21 protein-coding genes are annotated in these 22,005 nt (G+C 69.0%); 17 read left to right on the plus strand and 4 right to left on the minus strand.

The genetic code is table 11. The features are described from left to right. Positions 1-41: 41 nt before the first annotated feature. The 4 genes from ACGFZA_RS11730 to ACGFZA_RS11745 form a co-directional block, all read right to left on the minus strand. Complete coding sequence (locus tag ACGFZA_RS11730) at positions 42-1,256, minus strand: acyl-CoA dehydrogenase family protein (RefSeq protein WP_219567128.1); 1,215 nt, start codon at positions 1,254-1,256, stop codon at positions 42-44. Between the two features lie 5 nt (positions 1,257-1,261). Then, the gene (locus ACGFZA_RS11735) at positions 1,262-1,735 is read right to left on the minus strand and encodes an SCP2 sterol-binding domain-containing protein (protein ID WP_385280254.1); all 474 of its coding nucleotides are present in this window, start codon (positions 1,733-1,735) and stop codon (positions 1,262-1,264) included. Positions 1,736-1,822: 87 nt separating this feature from the next. Beyond that, positions 1,823-2,086 carry a hypothetical protein gene (locus ACGFZA_RS11740; RefSeq protein WP_385280257.1) on the minus strand — a complete coding sequence of 88 codons (264 nt, stop codon included), beginning with the start codon at positions 2,084-2,086 and terminating at the stop codon, positions 1,823-1,825. Between the two features lie 217 nt (positions 2,087-2,303). Continuing rightward, positions 2,304-3,521 (minus strand): helix-turn-helix domain-containing protein, encoded by a 1,218-nt coding sequence (locus tag ACGFZA_RS11745; protein ID WP_385280260.1) that lies wholly within the window; start codon positions 3,519-3,521, stop codon positions 2,304-2,306. Positions 3,522-4,526: 1,005 nt separating this feature from the next. Between ACGFZA_RS11745 and ACGFZA_RS11750 the strand changes: the two genes are divergently transcribed. The 17 genes from ACGFZA_RS11750 (at position 4,527) to ACGFZA_RS11830 (ending at position 22,005) form a co-directional block, all read left to right on the plus strand. Continuing rightward, entirely contained in the window at positions 4,527-5,135 is a 609-nt protein-coding gene (locus tag ACGFZA_RS11750; protein ID WP_385280263.1) for a hypothetical protein, read from the plus strand. A 90-nt stretch (positions 5,136-5,225) separates the two neighbouring features. Then, positions 5,226-6,731 (plus strand): DUF6801 domain-containing protein, encoded by a 1,506-nt coding sequence (locus ACGFZA_RS11755; protein WP_385280266.1) that lies wholly within the window; start codon positions 5,226-5,228, stop codon positions 6,729-6,731. 77 nt (positions 6,732-6,808) lie between these two features. Further along, complete coding sequence (locus ACGFZA_RS11760) at positions 6,809-7,765, plus strand: hypothetical protein (RefSeq protein ID WP_385280269.1); 957 nt, start codon at positions 6,809-6,811, stop codon at positions 7,763-7,765. Between the two features lie 708 nt (positions 7,766-8,473). After that, positions 8,474-9,469 (plus strand): ABC transporter ATP-binding protein, encoded by a 996-nt coding sequence (locus tag ACGFZA_RS11765; protein ID WP_385280272.1) that lies wholly within the window; start codon positions 8,474-8,476, stop codon positions 9,467-9,469. After that, positions 9,466-10,332, plus strand: coding sequence for an MlaE family ABC transporter permease (locus ACGFZA_RS11770; RefSeq protein WP_393678773.1), 867 nt, complete (start codon positions 9,466-9,468; stop codon positions 10,330-10,332). Before ACGFZA_RS11765 ends, ACGFZA_RS11770 begins: the two co-directional genes overlap by 4 nt. 3 nt (positions 10,333-10,335) lie before the next feature. After that, complete coding sequence (locus ACGFZA_RS11775; protein ID WP_393678774.1) at positions 10,336-11,139, plus strand: MlaE family ABC transporter permease; 804 nt, start codon at positions 10,336-10,338, stop codon at positions 11,137-11,139. Next, entirely contained in the window at positions 11,139-12,446 is a 1,308-nt protein-coding gene (locus ACGFZA_RS11780; protein WP_385280281.1) for an MCE family protein, read from the plus strand. The genes ACGFZA_RS11775 and ACGFZA_RS11780 overlap by 1 nt, the downstream gene beginning before the upstream one ends. Next, positions 12,443-13,474, plus strand: a complete 1,032-nt coding sequence (locus tag ACGFZA_RS11785; protein ID WP_385280284.1) for an MCE family protein — start codon at positions 12,443-12,445, stop codon at positions 13,472-13,474. Before ACGFZA_RS11780 ends, ACGFZA_RS11785 begins: the two co-directional genes overlap by 4 nt. Further along, a complete protein-coding gene (locus tag ACGFZA_RS11790; protein WP_385280287.1) occupies positions 13,471-14,490 on the plus strand; it encodes an MCE family protein in 1,020 nt (339 codons plus the stop codon). The genes ACGFZA_RS11785 and ACGFZA_RS11790 overlap by 4 nt, the downstream gene beginning before the upstream one ends. Before the next feature lies 1 nt (position 14,491). After that, positions 14,492-15,607 carry an MCE family protein gene (locus ACGFZA_RS11795; protein WP_385280289.1) on the plus strand — a complete coding sequence of 372 codons (1,116 nt, stop codon included), beginning with the start codon at positions 14,492-14,494 and terminating at the stop codon, positions 15,605-15,607. Continuing rightward, on the plus strand, positions 15,604-16,872 hold the full coding sequence (locus ACGFZA_RS11800) for an MCE family protein (protein WP_385280292.1): 1,269 nt from the start codon (positions 15,604-15,606) through the stop codon (positions 16,870-16,872). Before ACGFZA_RS11795 ends, ACGFZA_RS11800 begins: the two co-directional genes overlap by 4 nt. After that, positions 16,872-18,134, plus strand: a complete 1,263-nt coding sequence (locus tag ACGFZA_RS11805) for an MCE family protein (RefSeq protein WP_393678775.1) — start codon at positions 16,872-16,874, stop codon at positions 18,132-18,134. The genes ACGFZA_RS11800 and ACGFZA_RS11805 overlap by 1 nt, the downstream gene beginning before the upstream one ends. Next, complete coding sequence (locus ACGFZA_RS11810; RefSeq protein ID WP_385280297.1) at positions 18,131-18,652, plus strand: hypothetical protein; 522 nt, start codon at positions 18,131-18,133, stop codon at positions 18,650-18,652. The genes ACGFZA_RS11805 and ACGFZA_RS11810 overlap by 4 nt, the downstream gene beginning before the upstream one ends. After that, entirely contained in the window at positions 18,649-19,344 is a 696-nt protein-coding gene (locus ACGFZA_RS11815) for a hypothetical protein (protein WP_393678776.1), read from the plus strand. Before ACGFZA_RS11810 ends, ACGFZA_RS11815 begins: the two co-directional genes overlap by 4 nt. A 59-nt stretch (positions 19,345-19,403) precedes the next feature. After that, a complete protein-coding gene (locus ACGFZA_RS11820) occupies positions 19,404-19,934 on the plus strand; it encodes a nuclear transport factor 2 family protein (RefSeq protein WP_385280301.1) in 531 nt (176 codons plus the stop codon). Positions 19,935-19,973: 39 nt separating this feature from the next. Then, positions 19,974-20,708 (plus strand): hypothetical protein, encoded by a 735-nt coding sequence (locus ACGFZA_RS11825; RefSeq protein ID WP_393678777.1) that lies wholly within the window; start codon positions 19,974-19,976, stop codon positions 20,706-20,708. 22 nt (positions 20,709-20,730) lie between these two features. Continuing rightward, entirely contained in the window at positions 20,731-22,005 is a 1,275-nt protein-coding gene (locus tag ACGFZA_RS11830) for a lytic transglycosylase domain-containing protein (RefSeq protein ID WP_393678778.1), read from the plus strand.

Here is a 22,005-nt window from a genome sequence, read left to right on the forward strand (position 1 = left end):
CGCCGCGCGGCACAAGGAGACCGGGGCGGGCCGGCCTCCGGTCAGCGGATGTGGCGTCCCGAGATCGCCCGCGCGATGACCAGGCGCTGGATCTCGCTGGTTCCCTCGAAGATCGTGTAGATCTTTGCATCGCGGTACATCCGCTCCACCGGATGCTCGCGGCTGTATCCGGCGCCCCCGAGGATCTGGACGGCCTTCTCCGTGGCGGACACGGCGAGTTCACCCGCCCGCAGCTTGGACATGGAGCCCTGGCCGGCGTCGAAGGTCCGGTCGTTGCGCGCCATCCACGCCGCCTGCCAGATCAGCAGCCGGACGGACTCGATCTCGGTACGGATGTCGGCCAGCGCGAAGGCGATCGACTGGTTCTCGATGATGGGGCGGCCGAACGCCTCGCGTTGTCCGGCGTACTCCAGCGCGTACTCGTACGCCGCGCGCGCGATGCCCAGGGCCTGGGCGCCGACGGTCGGGCGGCTGACCTCGAAGGTCGCCATCGCCGCCTGTCCCTTGGCGTTGCCGCCCTCGCGGGCACGGGCCAGCCGGGCGTCCAGCTTCTCCTTTCCGCCGAGCAGACAGTGCCCCGGCACGCGTACGTCGTCGAGGAAGACATCCGCCGTGTGCGAGGCGCGCAGGCCCAGCTTCTTGATGGTGCGGCTCGCCTCCAGACCCTTCGTGGCGGGCGGCACGATGAACGCGGCCTGTCCCCGTGCGCCGAGCGACGGGTCGACCGAGGCGACGACCACGTGGATCTCGGCGATCCCCCCGTTGGTGATCCACGCCTTCTGGCCGGAGAGCACCCACTCGTCCTTGGCCTCGTCGTAACGCGCCTTCGTGGCCATCGCGGAGACATCGGAGCCGGCCTGCGGTTCGGAGACGCAGAACGCCGCCACCTTCGGGTCGTCCTCGTCGCCGTAGCACTGGGGCACCCACTCGGCGAGCTGGTCCGGCGTGCCGGAGGCGAAGATTCCGGCGACGGCGAGGGAGGTGCCGAAGAGCGCCATGCCGATTCCGGCGTCGCCCCAGAACAGCTCCTCGTTGGCTATCTGGAGGGAGAGCCCCGACGGGTCGCCGTACATGTCGGCGAGGGACTCGAATCCGTAGAGACCGATCCGGGCCGCCTCCTGGATGACCGGCCAGGGCGTCTCCTCGCGGGCATCCCATTCGGCGGCCGCCGGGCGCACCACCTGGGCGGCGAAGCCGTGCACCCAGTTACGCAGGTCCTGCTGTTCCTCGGTGAGCGCGAGGGAGAAGTAGCTCATCGGCCTCAGGCCTTCGGGATGTCGAAGTAGCGCGTGAGACCCGAGGCGAGGCCGACGTCGCCGGCCACCTTCAGCTTGCGCATCATGAACATCGTCACGGGATTGCCGTTGCCGGAGACCAGCTTGAGGAACTCCGCGTCGGCCATCACCAGCGTGGTGCGCGGTTCGGCGTCGGAGCGGCCCGCGCTGACGGTGCAGGCGCCGTTGTCGATCGCGGTCTCGTACACCTCGTCGGTGTCACCGGTGATTTTCCAGCGGATCAGTGCCTTGAGCTGCCCGGCCGCCTCCGGGCGGAACTGCTGCTTCATCCGGCCGAAGACCTCGCCGAGCACCCGGGTGCGCAGTTCACCGTGCATGACCTCGCCGAGTTGCTTGGCGGACAGGCCCTTCACGATCCGTGCGAACTCCGGCGGGGAGACGGCCGCGAAGTCGAGTGCGGTCAGTTCGTCGGTGAGGTTGCCGCTGCTGTTGTCGGCCACGCCAGTTCCTTACTCTGAAGTAAACTTACTTCGGAGTAAGGTAAGCGCGGGGCGGCGCCTCCGCAAGACGGAGGCGGGGCGAGGGAGTCACCAGGAGCTGCCGGGGCGCACCGCCAGTCGGGGATGGTGTGCGGCGAGCACCTTGTTGGCGCGGGCCAGTTCGGAGAGGGCCTGCTCCCGGTCGGCCTGGTCCTCGATGTCGAGCCGCGGGCCGCGGAAGCTGCGGACCTCCCGCGCGGCGCACTCGGCGTCGAACTCCGCCTCCAGGATGTGCGGCGGGATGCACGAGCCGATCAGCGCCGCGATGCGGTCCGGGATCGGCACGGGGACGAGCAGGTGTGAGGCGGTCATGGGGGGTTCCCTCTCGAATGGTGGCCAGGAGGTGGGGCGTCGCGGCCGCCGGGTGGGCGGCCGACTCCTCCATGTGTACGGGACGCAGTTGCAGGTTTCTCGTTGAGAACGTCTCCGTGTGGCAACCGTTTGGGAGTGACCGGGTATTTCCCTTTACTCATAAGTAAGTTGACGCGCCGTGAAGGCCGTGATCCGGCCGGAAGCCGTTCTGTGTGGGCTACGGGGTGGTGGAATCCCTGGTGCGGGACCGCAGCTGAAGCGCCCGCAGAACCGCCTCGGTGGAGAACCGGCTCTCGGGGTCACTCAGTTGCTCGCCGAAGATGGACTCCAGGTTACGCATGCGATAACGGACCGTCTGGGGGTGGACGTCGAGCAGTTCGCCCATGTGGGCGGCCGTGCCCCGGGTGTCGAGCCAGATGCGCAGCGTCTCGATGAGCCGTTCCCGCCGGGTGGTGCTGATGCCCGCGATGGGGGCGAGTTCCCGCTGGGCGAGCTGGTCGAGGAGGATCGGGTCGGAGAGCAGCCACAGGGTGATGAGGTGGTCCGAGCAGAGGATGACCGGCGCGTCGTCGATGACGCCCGCGTCGACGAGTTCGAGGACCCGCCGGGCCCAGCGGATCGAGTCCGCGGCCAGGGAGGTGGGAACGGTCAGCCCGATCGCCGCGCGGGTGCCGAGCAGCGTCTGGTCGAGCATGGCTCTTCGTGTGTCGTCGAGCGGCCCGGGGATGAGTAAATGAGGTTGGGGGTCGCTGAGATCGACCAGGATGTCACGGTCGGCGCTGACCCGGTCGAGCCCCGCGGGGGCACGCGCCGCGACGAGGGTGACCTCCTCCGGGAGCGTCCACCCGGTCTGCTCGCACAGTTCGGCGATGGCGGAACGGGGCACGGGACGTCCGGCCAGGATCAGATGCAGCAGGCGTCGGCGCATGGCTTCGGTCTGTCGGCCGCTCTGGGACTGCACTTCGAGAAACCCCTCACGTGAGAGGGACTCGAGTTCGTCGATGTAGGTGAAGAGGGCGTCGGCGAAGCTGAGCATCAGGGTCGGGGAGAAGTGGTAGGTCCGGCCGACCTTCTTCGCTCGCCGCAGTGCGACCCGGGCGCCGAGCCGGTACGCGCCCTGGAGCGTTTCCATGGTGCGGCCCTCGTACGCCTCGAACCGCCCGAAGCGGCGGCACATGTCGTCGCGCAGCGAGGTGGAGGTGGACGGCTCGGCGACCAGATCCACGAACGACGCGAGACTCTGCTCGACGCCGACCCGAATGGCCTGGCCGTTCGGGCCGCTGAGCAGGCGGGCGTACTCCGGATAGGCCCGGGTGACCTCGACGCCTATCTCCTTGATCAGGCTCGGCAGTTCGGGCCGCATGATGGCCGCGAATTCCTGGGGGAGTGGTCCCAGCGGGTCCCCGGTGTCCAGTGGCGAAATGACTCTCGGCATGACGTGTCCCCTCGCTCTCCGGTGCCCGGTGGGGGTGAGGCAGTGGGGGAAAGCGCTCCCACGAACCGACAGGTGCGTACCAAGTTCGCGATGAAGATAGACCAAGTCAGTGACCATGCCCACCATTTGTGCAAGATCGAAGTGCAAGGGCCACACATCGTGGCCTTGTCATGGTGCTCCGGTGCAGGTAGGGCGGGAGTGCTCACTTCCGGACAATATTTTCGGCCGTTCGATCCTGCGCGGGTGAGAGGGGCGGCAGCGGATGTCCGCCCGTTCGGGCCCGGGCGCCGTGCGGCGTTCGCCGAGGCCGCCCTCGCCGGCACGCGGTGGACGACCCGGAAACGTCCGGGCTGCCGTATCTCCCGCTTCTGCGGGAAACCGTTCGTGGTGGCGGAATCGGGTGTACGGCAGCGCGAATTCACCTGCTCAGGAACTGACAAGGTCCGGTCCACGAAACAGGACAGAGAGTCCGGTCGAGATATCCGGTGACGGAGTCCAATTCGCTCCGTGCCGGGTATTCGGCCGTCCGTGTCGGGCGCCCGGCGGCGGAGAGGGCTCCGTTGAGGGGGCGTCCACAAGGGGCGGGACCCGGGCCTCGACAGGGGCTTCAGGTGATCGCCCCTGGCGGGGGCGTTCGCCCCGCGGTCGCCAACGGCCGAGTCCGCCGCAGGTGAGTCACGGGTCACCGGTGCGGGCGCTGCTGCTGACGCCTCTCCCGTGCCTCTCGCCCGACTGCGATTTTGCGCAGCAAGTGACAAGTGGACCTGGGGTAGTTAGTAAGCCTGGTACGAGAAAAGAACTCGGTCCGAGCAATTTCGGCTGGCGGGATTGTGCTCCAAGTTTCCCGCAAGTAACGTCACGGCCTGTCACAGATTGTATGTGACCGAGAGTGTACGTCTCCCCCCGGAGAAGTGGTTCGTAGCCGTGCTTCGTGCCCGTTGGGCAGCCGTGAAGCGCGTCCCCGCAAGCAGTGCAACCCGCATTGTCGAATCGGAGGAACTAACTGTGCGTAATACCCTCAAGAAGATCGCCGTCGCAACCGGCGTCGCTTCTGCGGCTGTCGTACTCACCGCCACCCAGGCGATGGCCTTTCCCGCCACCACGTGGACCGTCACGGGCGGGGCCTTCACGGCCGTGTCGACGAACACGGTCCTGTCGGTGAACGGCCTTCCGCTCACGTGTCCCACCGCAGGCGCGGCTGGTTCCGCGGCCAGCGCGACGGGCAACCCCGCCACGGTCGGATCCATCACCTCGGCCACCTTCGGTACCACGGCCAGCCCCTGCACCAGCGCACTCGGTCCGGTGACGCCCGTCGCCACCACCTCGCCGGCCTGGCAGCTCGTGGCGCAGGACTACACCTCCGGCGTGACGACGGGCTACATCAAGAACATCCAGGCCAAGCTCACCGTCCTCACCTGCACCTTCAACGTCACCGGTGAGGTCAACGCCAAGTTCACCAACAGCACGAAGAAGCTCGCCGTCTCCAACTCCACGCGCGTGCTGACCGTCTCGACCGCCACCGCGGGATGTGCCGGGATCGTGGCCGTCGGCGACCACCCGACCTTCACGGGTGACTACTCCGTCACCGGAATCACGAGCATCATCGGAACCTGACGAGCCGCCAGGTAACCGAGAGCTCGGCAGGTCGCACGGCGGGAGTCCCGCCGTGCGACCTGCGGCCCCGACAGAAGGGAATCGCGAGGGATGATGATGCTCGGTAGGACGGGGCGGAGCCGTGGGCACCTGGCAGCACGGGGCGGTGCCGTTCTGGCCGCGGTCCTCGTGGCCGGAGTCATTCCGGGCGCGCAGGCGTCGGCCGGCGACCGCGAGGTCCGGGCCGAGCTGATGTACGGCTGTGACTTCCCTTCCGGCTCCCAACAGGTCGCGGTGCGTGTGGCCGCGACGGTTCCGGACAAGGGCACGGTCGGCCAACCCCTCCAGCTCACGGACGTGAGCACCGAGATGACCCTGTCGGGGGAGGCGCTGGCCGATCTGTCGGACGGCGGAGCGGCCGGCTACGAGGTGGAGACAGAGCTGAACGTGGCTGTGGCCCAGGGCGACCGGTCCGCGGTGGCCACATGGGCCGGAACCACCGAGAACCTGGTGGCCGTCCCGGAATCGGGGGAGCTCACGTTCGCCTCCACGGGTGACGTTCCCACGGTGACCGCCGGAGCCTCCGGTGACCTCACCTTCACCGCGGCGAAGCTGACCGCACGGCTGACTCCGCCGAAGCCGGACACCGCCTCGGTCGAGCCGCTGGCCGTGCAACTGACATGTACGCCTGCGCCGGACCAGGACCTGACCCTTGCCGCGGTGCCGGTCGGCGGGGAACCGGATTGGCCCTCGCCCGAGCCGTCCGGGGCCCGGGAGGGGAAGGCACCCACCGCGGACGGCGCCCGGAGTGCCGGTGCGACGCCCGAGGTGGGCGATCCGTCGAAGGCGCCACGCCAGGACGGTGAGGCGCCCCGCTGCGTGGGTGACGCGGAGGACCAGTTCAGCCTCAACGCCTATGTCACCGGGTACGCGAACGTCGCCAAGCTCAACAGCGCCACCCTGTTCCCGGTCGCCTGTACACAGATCCACCAGGGAGCGACGTCCATCAAGTTCCAGGACGGCCATCTGCATGTGTTCCAGGAGTCGACGGCGATCCTGGACTATCAGGGAAAGCCGAAACTGCCCCCCGCCACCGGCACGTTCCTGACCTTCGGCTTCATGCCGACGACCGCGACCATGGAGATGACCCAGATCCCTCCGGCGGCCGGCCCGGACGGACAGCCACTGCCCAACATCCACTCCGACCTGACGATCCTCAGCCCCGGCAACAGCGTCGGTACGACAACCATCGACATGCAGCTCCAGCTCCGGCTGTACGACGTGAAGGTGAACGGCGTCCGGCTGGACGTGGGACCCAACTGCCGTACGGCGAAGCCCTTCGCGCTCCCGCTGCGGGGGGAGATGCTGCTGAAGGACGGGGTCCAGACCGGTTACACGCTGGTCACGGGTGGCGCTCTCACCGGCAAGGTCACCATTCCGCCCTTCTCGGGATGCGGTGTGGGCGAGGACCTCGACGACCTGTTCACCGCCTCCATCTCCGGAGTCCCCGGTGACGTGAAACAGATCCAGGCGGCGCCCTGTGCGGCCGCGCAGGGCGACCCGAACGTGTGCACGGAGGACGGCCAGCCGGTGCGGGTTCCCAAGCCGCAACGCTGAAGCCGCGGCCGTCCGCCGCTCTCCATCCGGACACGAGATCATCACATTCGCTCGGACCACCATGAATTGAGGGAGTAATGAGAGCTGTCCCGAAGAAGTGGCGTAACGGACTGTTCGCTGCCGCCGCCGCTGCGGTGGTCGCGATTCCGCTGACTCCGCTGCCCGCCTCCGCCGCCGTAGCCGCCGCGAACCTCAACGGGGACTGGGCGCCCTTCTCCCGCTGTCCCGTCGACGATCCCGCCATGCTCGCGGCGGACGGCCAGGACTTCGTCGCATCCTGTGTCTCCTCGTACTCACCCAGCGGTGAGTTCAAACTGGGCACGACGGAGGCGACCACCGGCTCCAACGACATGCAGTTCGGCGTCATCCAGGACACCGCGGCCGGGACCTTCAAGGTGATTCCCCCTGCGGGCGGGGCCCTCGTGAGCGCGCCGACGGAGATTCCCGGCGGGCTGCTGGGTCTCATGTGCCCCAGTGACATTCCCGTCGTCAGCGCGGTCTGCGGTCAGATAACCAGCGTCAGCCTGAACAGGGTGACGGCGACGGTGGAGTCAGCCGGTGCGCCCACGGAATTCAATCTCCCGGCAGGTCTGAGCGTCGGTCAGCCGATCGTGAAGCTGCCGGTGCGCATCCATCTGGAGAACTCGCTCCTCGGCTCCAACTGCTACATAGGGAGCACGTCCTCCCCCGTGATTCTGCGCCCGCAGAACGCCACGGCGCCGGCCGTCGCCATTCAGCGCTTCGACGGTGACGGCACGCGCAACGCCACCGGCGGCGCCATGCTGAGGTTCGCCCTGACGGGGAACACACAGCAGGACACCACCTTTGCCGTGCCCAAGGCCACGGGCTGCGGTCTGGGCGGAGTCCTCAGCTGGGCGGTGAACCTGAAGGAGGGGCTGCCGTCCCTGTCGGGTGACAACCACCTCACGCTCAACAACGCCTCGACCTACAGCGCCGCGCTCACCGCCCCCGGGCTCGTCCTGCCCGACGCGGGCAAGGTGCTCTCCCAGTACTGGCACTCCGCGGCGAAGTAGCACGGCCGGCCCGCCGGGGCGACGCGTCCGTCCTTGTCACTCCGTGCGTGCCCCCGCTGCACAGACCGAAGCCCGCCCCGACCGGGAGATCTCCTGGTCGGGGCGGGCTTCGGCGTGCCGCGGGGCATGACGGGGCCGTTCCGCGTGCGGGCGGCAAGGCTCATGTTCGTATAGGTTTCGCGCGCCGAATACTCACTCGGGGACAAGAATCGCCTTCCCGCGAATCACTGCGCAAAAAGTTCGGGAACCGCTATTGCGAAGAAAGGTTACTGACCCGTAGCGTCCCAGGTGAGCAGCGCGGAAATGTATCCGAAGCTGTTCGTTCGATGCCTGCGGAGTCCAGGCCATGCCCCCCTGGCCAGAATTCCGCACCGGGAATGTGTCAGCCTCCGAAGCCTCTGTCCTGGGGCGGCGCTCCCACCGTCGGGACCCCACGGCTCCAGCCCCTGACGGACTTGGGCCCCGATCCGCACGCCGGAGATCTTGCGCAGATTGCGACAAAGCCCGTGAGCGGTTTTGTCACTCGGTGACAAGTGATCCACATCGAGTACATGGTTCGCCGATCTCCGCTGTTCAACGGCTTGTCCTGGCGGTTTCGGCGGACATAACGTGCGCCTCCTGGTGCATGTGTGACGAGCCGCCATTGGATTTCTCAGAGCCGGAGCGCCGACAGATGACTTCTTTCACCGATACGTCGAGGGAGGGCCGATGGGAATCGAAGTAGTCGTGGAAGGCCTGACGAAATCCTTCGGCAAGCAGAACATCTGGCAAGACGTCAGCCTCACCCTGCCCGCCGGCGAAGTGAGTGTGATGCTCGGTCCTTCCGGCACCGGAAAGACCGTCTTCCTCAAATCCATCATCGGCCTGCTCAAGCCCGAACAGGGCCGCGTCCTCGTCAATGGCGTCGACATGGTGAACGGTTCCGAGCGGGACATCATGGAAGCCCGAAAGCTCTTCGGCCTCATGTTCCAGGACGGTGCGCTTTTCGGCTCGATGTCGCTTTTCGACAACATCGCGTTCCCGCTCCGGGAGCACACCCGCAAGAAGGAGTCCGAGATCCGCCGCATCGTCATGGAGCGGATCGACGTGGTCGGCCTCCTGGGCGCCGAGGACAAGCTGCCCGGCGAGATCTCGGGAGGTATGCGCAAGCGCGCCGGCCTCGCCCGCGCCCTCGTCCTGGACCCGCAGATCATCCTCTGCGACGAACCGGACTCGGGACTCGACCCGGTCCGCACCGCGTACATCTCGCAGCTGCTCGTCGACCTCAACGCGCAGATCGACGCGACGATGCTCATCGTCACCCACAACCTCGACATCGCCTCCACGGTCCCGGACAACATGGGGATGCTGTTCTGCCGCAACCTGGTCACCTTCGGACCGCGCGAGGTGCTGCTCACCAGCGATCTGCCCGTGGTCTCCCAGTTCCTCGCCGGACGCTGCGAAGGCCCCATCGGCATGTCCGAGGAGAAGGACGCCGCCACCCTCGCCGCCGAGGAGCGGGGCGGCTATGGGCGGGGCATCAGTTCGGCCAACGCCCCGCGCACCGTCGTCCCGCAGCTGGAGCCCTCCCCGGGCCTGCCGGTGCGCCAGGGTGCCCTGCGTCGCCGGGAGCGGGTCATGTCGATGATGGGGCAGCTGCCGGAGGCGGCCCGTACGGCCATCCTCAACAGCTACAGCCCGGCCGCGGGGGGTGGGCGCCCGTGACGGCCCCCATGCCGGTGATGCCCCCGGGGCCGCCGGAGGACCGGCCCCCGGCTGCGGCCCAGGTCCCGAGGAAGGCGCCCGAGGCGCCGCGTCCCAGCAAGCTCACGGCCCCGCTGCGCGAGACCGGGCGGCTGTTCGCGCTGGCCGGGACCGTGTGCCGGGAGACCTTCCGACGGCCCTTCCAGGTACGGGAGTTCATCGAGCAGTTCTGGTTCGTCGCCAGCGTCACCATCCTGCCCGCCGCCCTCGTCTCCATCCCGTTCGGCGCGGTCATCGCCCTTCAGGTCGGCTCGCTCACCCAGCAGCTCGGCGCCCAGTCCTTCACCGGCGGCGCCAGCGTCCTCGCCGTCATCCAGCAGGCCAGTCCGATCATCGTGGCGCTGCTGGTCTCCGGCGCCGCGGGCTCGGCGATCTGCGCCGACCTCGGATCGCGCAAGATCCGCGAGGAGCTCGACGCGATGGAGGTCATGGGCGTCTCGCCCGTGCAACGCCTCGTCGTCCCGCGGGTCCTGGCGACCATGCTGGTCGCCGTCCTGCTGAACGGCCTCGTCTCCGTCGTCGGCACGCTCGGCGGCTACTTCTTCAACGTGATCATGCAGGACGGCACCCCGGGCGCCTATCTCTCCAGCTTCTCCGCCCTGGCCCAGCTGCCCGACCTGTACGTCAGCGAGATCAAGGCGCTGATCTTCGGCTTCATCGCCGGCATCGTCGCCGCCTACCGCGGACTGAACCCGCGCGGTGGTCCGAAGGGGGTGGGCGACGCGGTCAACCAGTCCGTCGTCATCACCTTCATGCTGCTGTTCTTCGTGAACATGGTCCTCACGGCGATCTACCTCCAGATCGTCCCCGCGAAGGGGAGCTGACCGATGCCGATACTCAGCTGGCTCGACCGATCAGGTGACCAACTCGCCTTCTACGTACGGGCCCTGGTCTGGATTCCCCGGACGCTGCGCCGCTACCTCAAGGAGGTGCAGCGCCTGCTCGCCGAGGTGGCCTTCGGCAGCGGCGGCCTCGGTGTCGTCGGCGGCACCATCGGCGTCATGATCGCGATGACCCTGGCCACCGGCACGGTCGTCGGACTCCAGGGGTACGCCGCCCTCAACCAGATCGGCACCGCCGCCTTCACCGGCTTCATCTCCGCGTACTTCAACACCCGTGAGATCGCCCCGCTCGTCGCGGGCCTCGCGCTCTCCGCGACCGTCGGCGCCGGTTTCACCGCGCAGCTCGGCGCCATGCGGATCAACGAGGAGATCGACGGCCTGGAGTCGATGGGCGTGCGCTCCATGCCCTACCTCGTCACCACCCGCATCATCGCCGGGGTCGTCGCCATCGTCCCGCTGTACGCGATCGGGCTGCTCTCCTCGTACGTCGCCTCCCGCTACGTCACCGTCCTGTTCAACGGACAGTCGGCGGGCACGTACGACCACTACTTCAATCTCTTCCTCTCCCCGCAGGACGTCCTGCTGTCGGTGCTCAAAGTGCTGATCTTCAGCGTGATGGTGATCCTCGCGCACTGCTACTACGGCTACCACGCCACCGGCGGACCCGCCGGGGTGGGCGTGGCCGTCGGCCGCTCGGTGCGCAACGCGATCGTGCTGATCAGCGTCACCGACTTCTTCCTCTCGCTCGCCATCTGGGGCGCCACGACGACCGTGAAGGTGGCCGGCTGATGACTTCCCGGACCACAAGGACCGCCGGCCGCAGAACCGCCGGGGTCGCCTTCTTCCTCGTACCCGCCGTCCTCATCTGGGTGTCGGTCTCCGTGTACGAGAAGGACTTCGTCCACGACGCGACCGTCACCGTACGGACGTCGAGCGTGGGCAACGAGATGCACGACAACGCCGACGTGAAGCTGCGCGGTGTCGTCATCGGCCAGGTCCGCGACATCGCGGCCGACGGCGAGGGCGCCCGCCTCACGCTGGCGATCGAGCCGGACAAGCTCGACCGCATCCCGGCCGACGTCACCGCCCAGATGCTGCCGACCACGCTGTTCGGCGAACGGTTCGTGGCCCTCGTGCCGCCCGCCGTGCCGTCCGCGCAGACGCTCCGGGCCGGGGCCGTGATCCCGCAGGACCGCTCCAGCAACGCCCTCGAACTCGAAGAGGTCCTCGACAACGTCCTGCCCCTGCTGACCGCGGTGAAGCCCGAGAAGCTCTCGGCCACCCTCAACGCGGTCTCCCAGGCACTCCAGGGCCGCGGCGAGAAGCTCGGCGACACCCTCGCCACCCTCGACACACACCTCCAGAAGTTCAACCCGCAGCTCCCCACGCTCAACGCGGACATCAAGGAGCTCGTCAAGGTGAGCCGGTTGTACGCGGACGCCGCCCCAGACGTCCTGGACGCCCTCACCGACTTCACCGTCACCAGCGGCACCGTCGCCGAGCAGCAGGCCGAACTCGCCGACCTGTACGGCTCCACCACCGCCTCCGCCCGGGACCTCACCGCGTTCCTGGAGAAGAACAAGGACAACCTCATCCGGCTCGCGACCTCGGGCAGACCGACTCTGGAGACGCTCGCGAAGTACTCCTCGGAGTTCCCCTGCACCCTGCGCACCATCGCCGGGTTCGTGCCGGCCATGGACAAGGCGCTCGGCAAGGGCACCGACCGGCCGGGGCTCCACGTCACGCTCAAGACCGTGCCCTCCCGGGGGAAGTACGTAGCGGGCAAGGACACCCCGGTCTACGACGCGACCGGCGGACCCCACTGCTACTCCATCCCCTACGTCGGCCAGAGCGTGCCGACCGCCGACGCCAGGACCTCCGAGCACAGCAGTGGTACGGCGGACCCGGAGACGACCGCCCCCGAAGAAGTGCCGGCGGCCGACGCGTCCCTCGGCATGCCCAACTCCCCGCAGGAGAGCCGGCTCGTGAACGAACTGGTCGCTCCCTCACTGAAGGTCCGGCCGCAGGCCCTGCCCGAGTGGAGCAGCGTGCTCATCGGTCCGGCCTTCCGCGGCGTGGAGGTGAAGCTGAAGTGAAGCGCCGCTCCCTCGCGGGACCGCTCGCGAAATCGATCGTCTTCATCCTGGTGACGGTGCTCGCCACCACGGTGCTGGGTCTGTCCATCGCCAACACCGGTGTCGGCGAGACCCGTTCGTACCGGGCCAGGTTCACCGACGCGACCGGGCTCATCGTCGGCGACAGCGTCCGGATCGCCGGGGTCAAGGTCGGACAGGTCGAGTCCATCGAGGTCGCCGACCGGCGGCTCGCCGAGGTCCGCTTCAACGTGCAGAAGAGCCGGAAGCTGCCGGCGTCGGTGACCGCGTCGATCAAGTACCTCAACATGGTCGGCCAGCGCTACATCGACCTCGACCAGGGTGCGGGGCCCGTCGGCAGGAGCTTCACCGCGGGGGCCACCATCCCGCTCTCCCGGACGACGCCGGCTCTGGATCTCACCCAGCTCTTCAACGGCTTCCAGCCGCTCTTCGAAGGCCTCTCCCCGCCCGACGTCAACCAACTGGCCGGCTCCATCGTCCAGGTGCTCCAGGGCGAGGGCGGCACCATCGACAGCATCCTGCAGCACGTCGGATCGCTGACCGGCACAGTCGCCGCCAAGGACAAGGTGATCGGCGAGGTGATCAAGAACCTCAACACGGTCCTGAAGACCGTCAACGACCGTGAGGCCGGCTTCGACGACCTCGTCGACACCCTCCAGAAACTCGTCACCGGCTTCTCGGGCGACCGCAAGCCGCTCGGCGAGGCGGTCACCGCGATGGGCGCCCTGACCACGGTCACGGCCGATCTGTTCAACGACGGCCGGGCACCCCTCAAGGAGGACATCAAGCAGCTCGGCCGTCTCTCCGACCGGCTGGCCGACAACTCGCCGAAGATCGAGAACTTCCTTGAGAAGACCCCGGCCAAGATGGAGGCGATCAGCCGCCTCGCCTCGTACGGGTCATGGCTCAACCTCTACCTCTGCGAGGCCAAGGTCAGCGGCGTCACGACCAGCGACGGCAGCACCCCGCCGACCGGCATCGAGATCACCCAGCCGAGGTGCCTGTCATGAGAATCAAGCCCGTACGCGACCGCAACCCCGTCGCCGTCAGCATCGTCGGACTGCTCGTGCTCGCCCTCCTGGGATACGGGGCCTACCGCGCCGACTCCCTGCCCTTCATCGGCGACGGCACCACGTACAGCGCCGACTTCAGCGAGTCCGCCGGACTCGACGAGGGCGACGAGGTGCGGATCGCCGGAGTGAAGGTCGGCAAGGTCACCGGAGTCTCCCTCGAAGGCGCCAAGGTGAAGGTCACCTTCAAGGTCAAGGACGCCTGGATCGGCAACGCCAGCACCGTCGGCATCGCCATCAAGACGCTCCTCGGCGACAAGTACCTCGCCGTGGACCCGCTCGGCGAGTCACCGCAGAACCCGGACGAGCGCATCACGGCCGGCCGCACCACCTCCCCGTACGACGTCACCCAGGCCTTCAACGGGCTGGGCGAGACCATCGAGGAGATCGACACCGCGCAGCTCGCCAAGAGTTTCGAGACGATCTCCGCCACGTTCAAGGACTCCCCGCCGGACGTGAAGAGCGCCGCCAAGGGGCTGTCCGCCCTCTCCAGGACGGTCTCCGAGCGCGACGCCCAGCTCGCGACCCTCCTCAAGGGCAGCAAGCAGCTCACCAAGACCCTCGCCAACAAGAAGAGCAGCTTCGAGACCCTCCTGGAGGACGGCAACCTGCTCCTCGGCGAGATCCAGGCCCGCCGCGACTCCATCCACCTCCTGCTCACCGGCACCCGCGACCTGGGCATCCAGCTCACCGGTCTCGTCGCCGACAACAACAAGCAGCTGAAGCCCACGCTCAAGGCGCTGGGCCGGGTCACCGCGGTGCTGACCAAGAACCGCAAGAGCCTCGACAAGGTGCTCGCGCTCTCCGGCTCGTACAACAGGCTCGTCGGCAACACCCTCGGCAACGGCCGCTGGTTCGACAACTACGTCTGCGGCGTCGTACCGAAGAACTACCTGCCCGCCGACACACCACCGGCGACCGGATGCATGCCTCCCAAGCAGGAAGGCGGGAGCTGAGATGAGACTCACCCGCGTCATCGGCATCGGGGCCGGCCTCGTCGTCGTGGCCGTCGCGGCCACCACCGGTGTGATGGCCATGGAGGAGGCGGGAACGACGACCGTCACCGCGTACTTCGACCGGGCGACGGGCGTCTACGCCGGATCCGACCTGCGGATCCTCGGAGTGCGGGTCGGAACCGTCGAGTCGGTCGAGCCGCGGGGCAAGGACGTCAAGGTCGTCCTGCGGGTCGACAAGGACGTCCAGGTGCCGAAGGACGTGCACGCGGTCGTCGTGGCGCCCAGTCTCGTCGCCGACCGGTACGTGCAGCTCGCCCCCGCCTACACCGGGGGAGCCGTCCTCGCCGACGGCGCCGAACTGCCCGCCGAGAAGAACGCGACGCCGGTGGAGGTGGACCAGCTGTACGAGTCCATCACCGAGATCTCCGACGCGCTCGGCCCGGAGGGGGCGAACGCCGAGGGAGCCTTCGCCGGGCTCCTGGACACCGGAGCGAAGAACCTCAAGGGCAACGGCAAGGACATCGGCGACTCCATCGAGCAGTTCGGCAAGGCGACGAAGACGCTCGACAAGAGCAGCGGGAACCTCTTCGACACGCTGGCCTACCTCCAGACCTTCACCTCCATGCTGAAGGACAACGACGGCAACGTGCGGACGGCCGAGAACCAGCTGAACTCCGTCACCGGCTTCCTGGCGGACGACAAGAAGAACCTCGGGGCCGCACTCAAGGAGCTCGGCACCGCCCTCGCCCAGGTCAAGACGTTCATCAAGGACAACCGGGGCGCTCTCAAGGAGAACGTGGACGCCCTGGTGCCGATCACCCAGACCCTGGTCGACCAGCGCGCCTCACTGGCCGAGTCGCTCGACACCCTTCCGCTGTCGGCAGGCAACGTCCTGAACGCGTACGACCCGGCCAACCGCACCCTCAACGGCCGGACCGACCTCAACGAGCTCAGCATGGGCGGCCCCCTGCTGGAGTCGTCCCCCGGCCCCGAAGGGCTCTCCCCGGTCGACGCCGAGCAGCAACAGGCGCTGCCCGCGCTGCCGCTGCCGGCCGTGGGCACCGTCTACGGCACGACGAAGAACAGCAAGGACGACAAGAAGGGGGCGAACCGATGAGCCGGAACCCGCGCAGACCCGGCGCCCTCGCGACCACGGGCGCATCCACCCTGATCGCGTTCGGCCTCTGCTGCACCCTCCTCGTCACCGGGTGCGGGGCCCCGAGCTTCTCGGGGATCGAGGATGTGCCGCTGCCCGGCGGCGCGGACCTCGGTGACCATCCGTACGAGATCACCGCGGACTTCGGGGACGTACTCAGCCTCGCCCCGCAGTCCTCGGTGAAGGTCAACGACGTCGCCGTCGGCCGCGTCACCAGGATCTCCCTCGTCCCGGACACCTGGCAGGCCCGGGTCACCATGAAGGTCAACGGGAAGATCGAGCTCCCGGCCAACGCCTACGCGCACCTGGAGCAGTCGAGCCTGCTGGGCGAGAAGTACATCCAGCTCTCACCCCCCGCGCGCGGGACCGCCAAGGGCACCCTCGCCCCGGGCGACCGGATCCCGCTCACCCGGACCAACCGGAACCCGGAGGTCGAGGAGGTGTTCGGCGCTCTGTCGATGCTCCTCAACGGCGGCGGCATCAACCAGCTGAAGACCATCACCACCGAACTCAACAAGGCACTGGCCGGGCAGGAACCGCAGGTCCGGTCCATGCTCAAGCGCGTCGACACCCTCGTCACCAACCTCGACGACCACCGAGGTGACATCACCGCGGCGCTCGACGGCGTCAACCGGCTCTCCGCCACACTCGCCACCCGCAAGCAGGACGTCGGAAAGGTCCTCACCGGACTCAGCCCCGGGATGAAGGTCCTGGAGAAGCAGCGCGGCTCGCTCCTGACGATGCTGCGCTCCCTGGACACCCTCTCCACCGTCGCCGTCACCACCATCAACAAGAGCAAGGCGGACACCATCGCCGACCTGAAGGCCATCGCCCCCACCCTCCGGGAGCTGGCCGACTCCGGCAACGATCTGCCCGACTCCCTCCAGGTGCTTCTCACGTACCCGTTCACGGACGAGGTGCTGCGGGGTGTGAAGGGCGACTACCTCAACGTGTACCTGGACATGACGGCCGCACCCGGCACCCAGATCATTCCGGCGTACGAGCCGGAGCCGGAGACCCCGGCCGGGGCGAGGGCGGCCGCCGGTGCGGGGCTTCCGCTGCCCCTTCCCGCGACCTCGGCTCCCACGACCGGCCCGGCCACGGCAACGGCCTCCGGAAAGCCTTCGCAGAAGGCGTCGGAGAAGGCGTCGGCCTCGGCCTCGGCGACGTCCTCCGCCTCGTCCTCCGCCTCATCCTCGTCCTCGGCCACAGAGGGGAGCAACTGATGATCACCCTCGCCATCCGGCTGAAGAACATCGCGTTCCTGATCATCGCGGTACTGGTGCTCGGATATCTGGGCGTGCGGTACGCCGACCTGGGCCACTACATCGGCATGCGCGACTACTACACCGTCAAGATGCAACTCCCGCGGACCGGAGGTCTGTTCACCCACTCCAACGTCTCCTACCGGGGTGTCTCCGTGGGTCGTGTCGGTCCCATCGAGCTCACCGACGACGGCGTGGAGGCCGAGCTGCGCATCGACAGGTCCGCGCCGCCCATCCCCGACGACCTGAAGGCGGTCGTGGCCAGCCTCTCCGCGGTCGGCGAGCAGTACGTCGACCTGCGGCCGACCCGTACCGAGGGCCCCTTCCTCGCGAACGGCTCGGTCATCGACCAGGCCGAGACCACCGTCCCCGCGCCGGTGACGAACGTGCTCACCAGCGTCAACGACCTGGCCTCGTCGGTCGACCTGGAGTCGCTGCGCACGGTGGTCGACGAGTTCGGCACCGCCTTCTCCGGACGAGGCGACGACCTCCAGGTACTTCTGGACACCGGCAGCGAGTTCGTCGAGGCGGCCGACGAGGCGCTGCCCGTCAACACCAGGCTGATGGTCGACGGCGAGACCGTGTTGCGTACCCAGGTGGAACAGGGCGAGGCGCTCAAGGGCTTCGCCTCGGGAGCGAAGGAACTCGCCGCCCAGCTCAAGGGCTCGGACACCGACCTGCGCAATCTGATCGCCGCCGCACCCGACGCGACCGGCCAGATCAGCGGGCTGCTGCGCGACCTCGACCCGAGCTTCGGGGTCGTCGTCGCCAACCTCCTCACCACGTCGGACGTCGCCGTCACCCGGCAGCGCGGCCTGGAGGAACTCCTGGTCAAGCTCCCGGCCGTCGCCGCGGCGGGCGCCAGTGCGGTCGACGAGGACGGCGCCCGGTTCGGGATGTCCCTCACCTTCTTCGAGCCGCTGCCCTGCACCGCCGGCTACGGCGCCACGCACTACCGCAACGGGCTCGATCTCGCACCCGCACCCGCCCTCAACACCAAGGCCCGTTGCACCTCGTCGCCCGGCACCGGGATCAACGTCCGGGGCAGTGCGAACGCCCCCAAGGGCGGGCCGTTGGCCGCACCGGCGAAGCCCGGCACGCTGCTGTTCGGCGACGACGCGCCGGACGCGCTGCCCGGAGCACTCGGCGCCACGGCGGACGACGCCCCCGCAGCCGACGGCATGGCCGGACTGCTGGGCCTGGGACAGGGAGACGGCGCATGACCTCATGTAACCGATCGCTGAGCGGCTGGGCCGTCCTCCTCGTCGCCGCGCTGATCTGCGCCCTGGGCGGCTGGTCGTACGCCCGGGCGCGCGGTGACGACGAGCTGGCGTACGCCAAGAGCAGGGACGCCGCACTGGCCGACGGCAGGCAGGGCCTGGCCCGGCTCAACACCCTGGACGGCAAGGACGCCGCGAGCGTGGACGCCGGACTCGCCGGGTGGCTCGACTCCTCCACCGGCCCGCTGCACGACCAGCTCGCGCGCACCCGCAAGAAGGACGCCGCCGAGCTGAAGAAGTCCGGCGCCACGGCGCGCGGGAAGGTCACGGACGCGGCGCTCACCGAAGTGGACGAACGGACCGGCACCGCCCTGATGATCGCCACCGTCGACGTCGAAGTCACCCCGCGCACCGGAAAGGCCGGCACCGAACGCAAGCGCTTCGAGGCCACCCTGGTCAGGACCGGGGACGGCTGGAAGATCAAGGCGCTCACGGCGCTCGGCATAGGGAGCGGCACATGAAGCTGCGGAGCGGTACGACGGACGTCGCGACCGGTGAGGTGGATGACGTCGCGAAGGAGGTCATGAGCGACCAGCCGGCTTCCGGGGGCGCGGAGAAGGCCGGTCCGCCGGGCACCGCCGAGTCTGCGGGAGACGACGACACCGACTCCGGTGCCGGGCGGACCACGGGGGACGATCGCGAGGACGGCCCCGGCCGCCGATGGCCCCGGGTGGTGGCCGGAGTGCTCGCCGCCGTCCTGGTCCTGGCCGGGGGCGCGTTCTACGTCGCGGGCCGGCAGCTCCGCGACACCCCCGCCACCGACAACCTCGCGCTGACGGACAGCATGGCGACCACCCAGGTCGCCGGAGACGTCACCAACGCCCTCGGCAAGGTCTTCTCCTACGGCCCCGCCGACATCGCCGCCACCAAGGCCTCCGCGCAGCGACTCCTGGCGGGCAAGGCGCTTCAGCAGTACGCGGCACTGTTCGGCCAGGTCGAGAAGCAGGCCGCCGACCAGAAGCTCACCCTCACCACCCATGTCGTCCGCGCCGGGGTGATCCGGCTGACGGACGACAGCGCACAGCTGCTGGTCTTCCTCGACCAGGTCTACGAGCGCAAGGGCAAGGCCGCGAGCACCGCTGCTGCACAGCTGTCCGTCACGGCCCGGCTCCGGGAAGGACGCTGGACGATCGTCGACATCAAGTCCAGATAGCGCGGCACATCGGCACACGGCACAGCACGGCACAGACCGGCGGGCAGGGAGAGGCAGCGATGGCACGGGTACGGATGACGAGGAATCCGCTGGTGGCGGCGGCGATCGTCCTGACGGTCGCGGCGGCGGGTGCCGCGGGCTGGGGCGGGGTGTCCTGGTATCAGGCGGAGCACGACGGCTCGGCCGCTTACGCCCAGGCGCGTGACGACGCACTGGCCGCCGGTGAGCAGGCCGTGCAGAACATGAACACGCTCGACCACGCACGGCTCGCCGAGGGACTCGACAGCTGGGAGGACTCCACCACCGGGGACCTGCACCAGCAACTCGTCGACGGGCGGGACGGGTTCGTGAAGCAGATCCAGGAGGCGAAGACCGTCAGCACGGCCAAGGTGCTGTCCGGTGCGGTCACCGAGCTCGACGACCGGGCCGGGAAGGCGGGCGTGATGGTGGCGCTACGGGTGACCGTGACCGCGCCCAAGGGCAAGCCCGCGGTGAAGGAGAGCCGGATGCTGGGGCAGCTCACCCGCACCTCCGAGGGGTGGAAGCTCAGCGCCCTCGGCCAGGCGCCCGTCGGCAACACCGCCGGCTGACGTCACCGACTCCCACCCCGCACCGAGAGGACCCCGGACATGTCGACGACCCGTCACCTCGTCAACCGGCAGCGTCGCCTGGCCACCGTCGCCGCCGAACGCGCCGTAGCGCCCGCCACCGTGGACAAGCCCGTGGACCCCGGGACCGTCGCGGACGAACCGCAGGAAGCACCGGAGTCGAAGAAGCGGAAGGAGGAGCGGAAGGAGGAGCGGAAGGACGAGAAGGAGCAGGCGGTGCCGCGCCCCGGCCGGCCACCTCGCCTCCGGGTCCGGCTGCCCGCCGTGCTGTGCGCCGCGACCCTCCTCCTCGGAGCCTTCGCTGCCTGGGCGTTCACCTCGGCCGCCACGCTGAACGACGACCCGGGCAGGCAGAACACCGCGCTCACCGACATCGCCCGCACCAGCGAGGTGAAGGGGCAGATCACCGAGGCCGTCGGCGCGGTGTTCTCGTACGACTACGCCTCGCCGGCCAAGGCCGACACCGCCGTGAAGAAGTACCTGACGGGCAAGGCGGTTCAGCAGCACCAGGACATGCTGGCCGAGGTACGGGCGCAGGCGCCCAAGCAGAAGCTCGTGCTCACCACGACCGTGACCGAGAGCGGGGTGGAGATGCTCGACGGCGACCGGGCCCGGCTGATCATCTTCGCCGACCAGAGCAACACCCGTACGGGCAAGGCGGAGGAGACCACGTACGCGGCGGCCATGTTCGCCGTGGACGCTGTTCGCCGAGGCGGCACCTGGCGGATATCCGCGATCGACACGTTCACCCGGTGATCCGGGGGAGAGGAGAGCACGCATGAGGTTCAACGGCACCATGCGCCGCGGCATCGGCGGCACCGCAGCCGCCGTCGCCGCGATGGCAGCGCTCACCGCGTCCCAGGCACCGGGACTCGTCACACACGAGGAGACCCGGAAACAGAAGACGGAGGCGGAGGAGGTCAAGTGGTCGCAGGTACCCAACGACGACTCCTACCACACCGAACTCCCGCCCCTGAAGAGCCCGGAGCCGCCGAGGACCGGTGTGAAGCGCAGCAAGGCGGCCGTCCAGTCGTGGGCCGAGGCGGGGATCCCGTCCACGGTGCTCGCCGCCTACCGCAAGGCGGAGAGCTCACTGCGACGCAGTGACCCGGGCTGCCGGCTGCCGTGGCAGTTACTTGCCGCGATCGGCAAGGTCGAGTCCGGACACGCGGGAGGCGGCCGGGTGGACGCCCACGGCACGACGCTCTCCCCGATCCTGGGGCCGGTGCTCAACGGCGCCGGATTCGCGAACATCCCCGACACGGACGGGGGCGGGTACGACGGGGACAAGACCTTCGACCGGGCCGTCGGCCCCATGCAGTTCATCCCCTCGACCTGGGCACACTGGGCGAGGGACGGGAACGGCGACGGCCGCAGCGACCCGGGCAACGTCTACGACGCGTCCCTGGCCGCCGGAGCCTATCTCTGCGCCGGCCCCCGCGATCTGTCCGTGCGCGCCGACCTCGACCGGGCGATCCTGAGCTACAACCACTCGGACACCTATCTGCGCACCGTGCTGTCCTGGCTGGCGTTCTACCGCAACGGCATCCACGTGGTGCCCGACGGCAAGGGCCCGGTGCCCAGGAGCCCCGGCGCCGGCAGCCCGGACGAGCCCAAGCACCCCGTCGGCGGGTCCGGCACGGGCGACAAGGGCGGCAAGGGCGGGGGCGGCATCGTGGTCGGCCCGCAGCCCAGCCACTCCACCGGTCCGACGTCACCGGGGACCGGGGACCCGTCCGCGAGCCCGTCGCCGGGGGACACGGGTTCTCCCGACCCCGGCGGTTCGACGGACCCGGGGACCACTCCCGACCCCACCGACACCGGATCCAGCAGCCCCGACCCGACGACGACTCCGGACCCCGGCACCACCCCCGACCCGACCACCACGCCCGATCCGAGTGAGCCCGGCTGTCCCACGGACACCGCCTCGCCGGACCCGACGGACACCTCGGACCCGACGGAGACCCCGGGGACGACGGAGACCCCGGCGCCCGACCCGACGGACACGGAAGAGCCCTGCTCCACCGATTCGGCGCCGCCGGCCACCGCCTGA

The sequence above is a fragment of the Streptomyces sp. NPDC048211 genome (assembly GCF_043202315.1).
GTDB lineage: Bacteria > Actinomycetota > Actinomycetes > Streptomycetales > Streptomycetaceae > Streptomyces.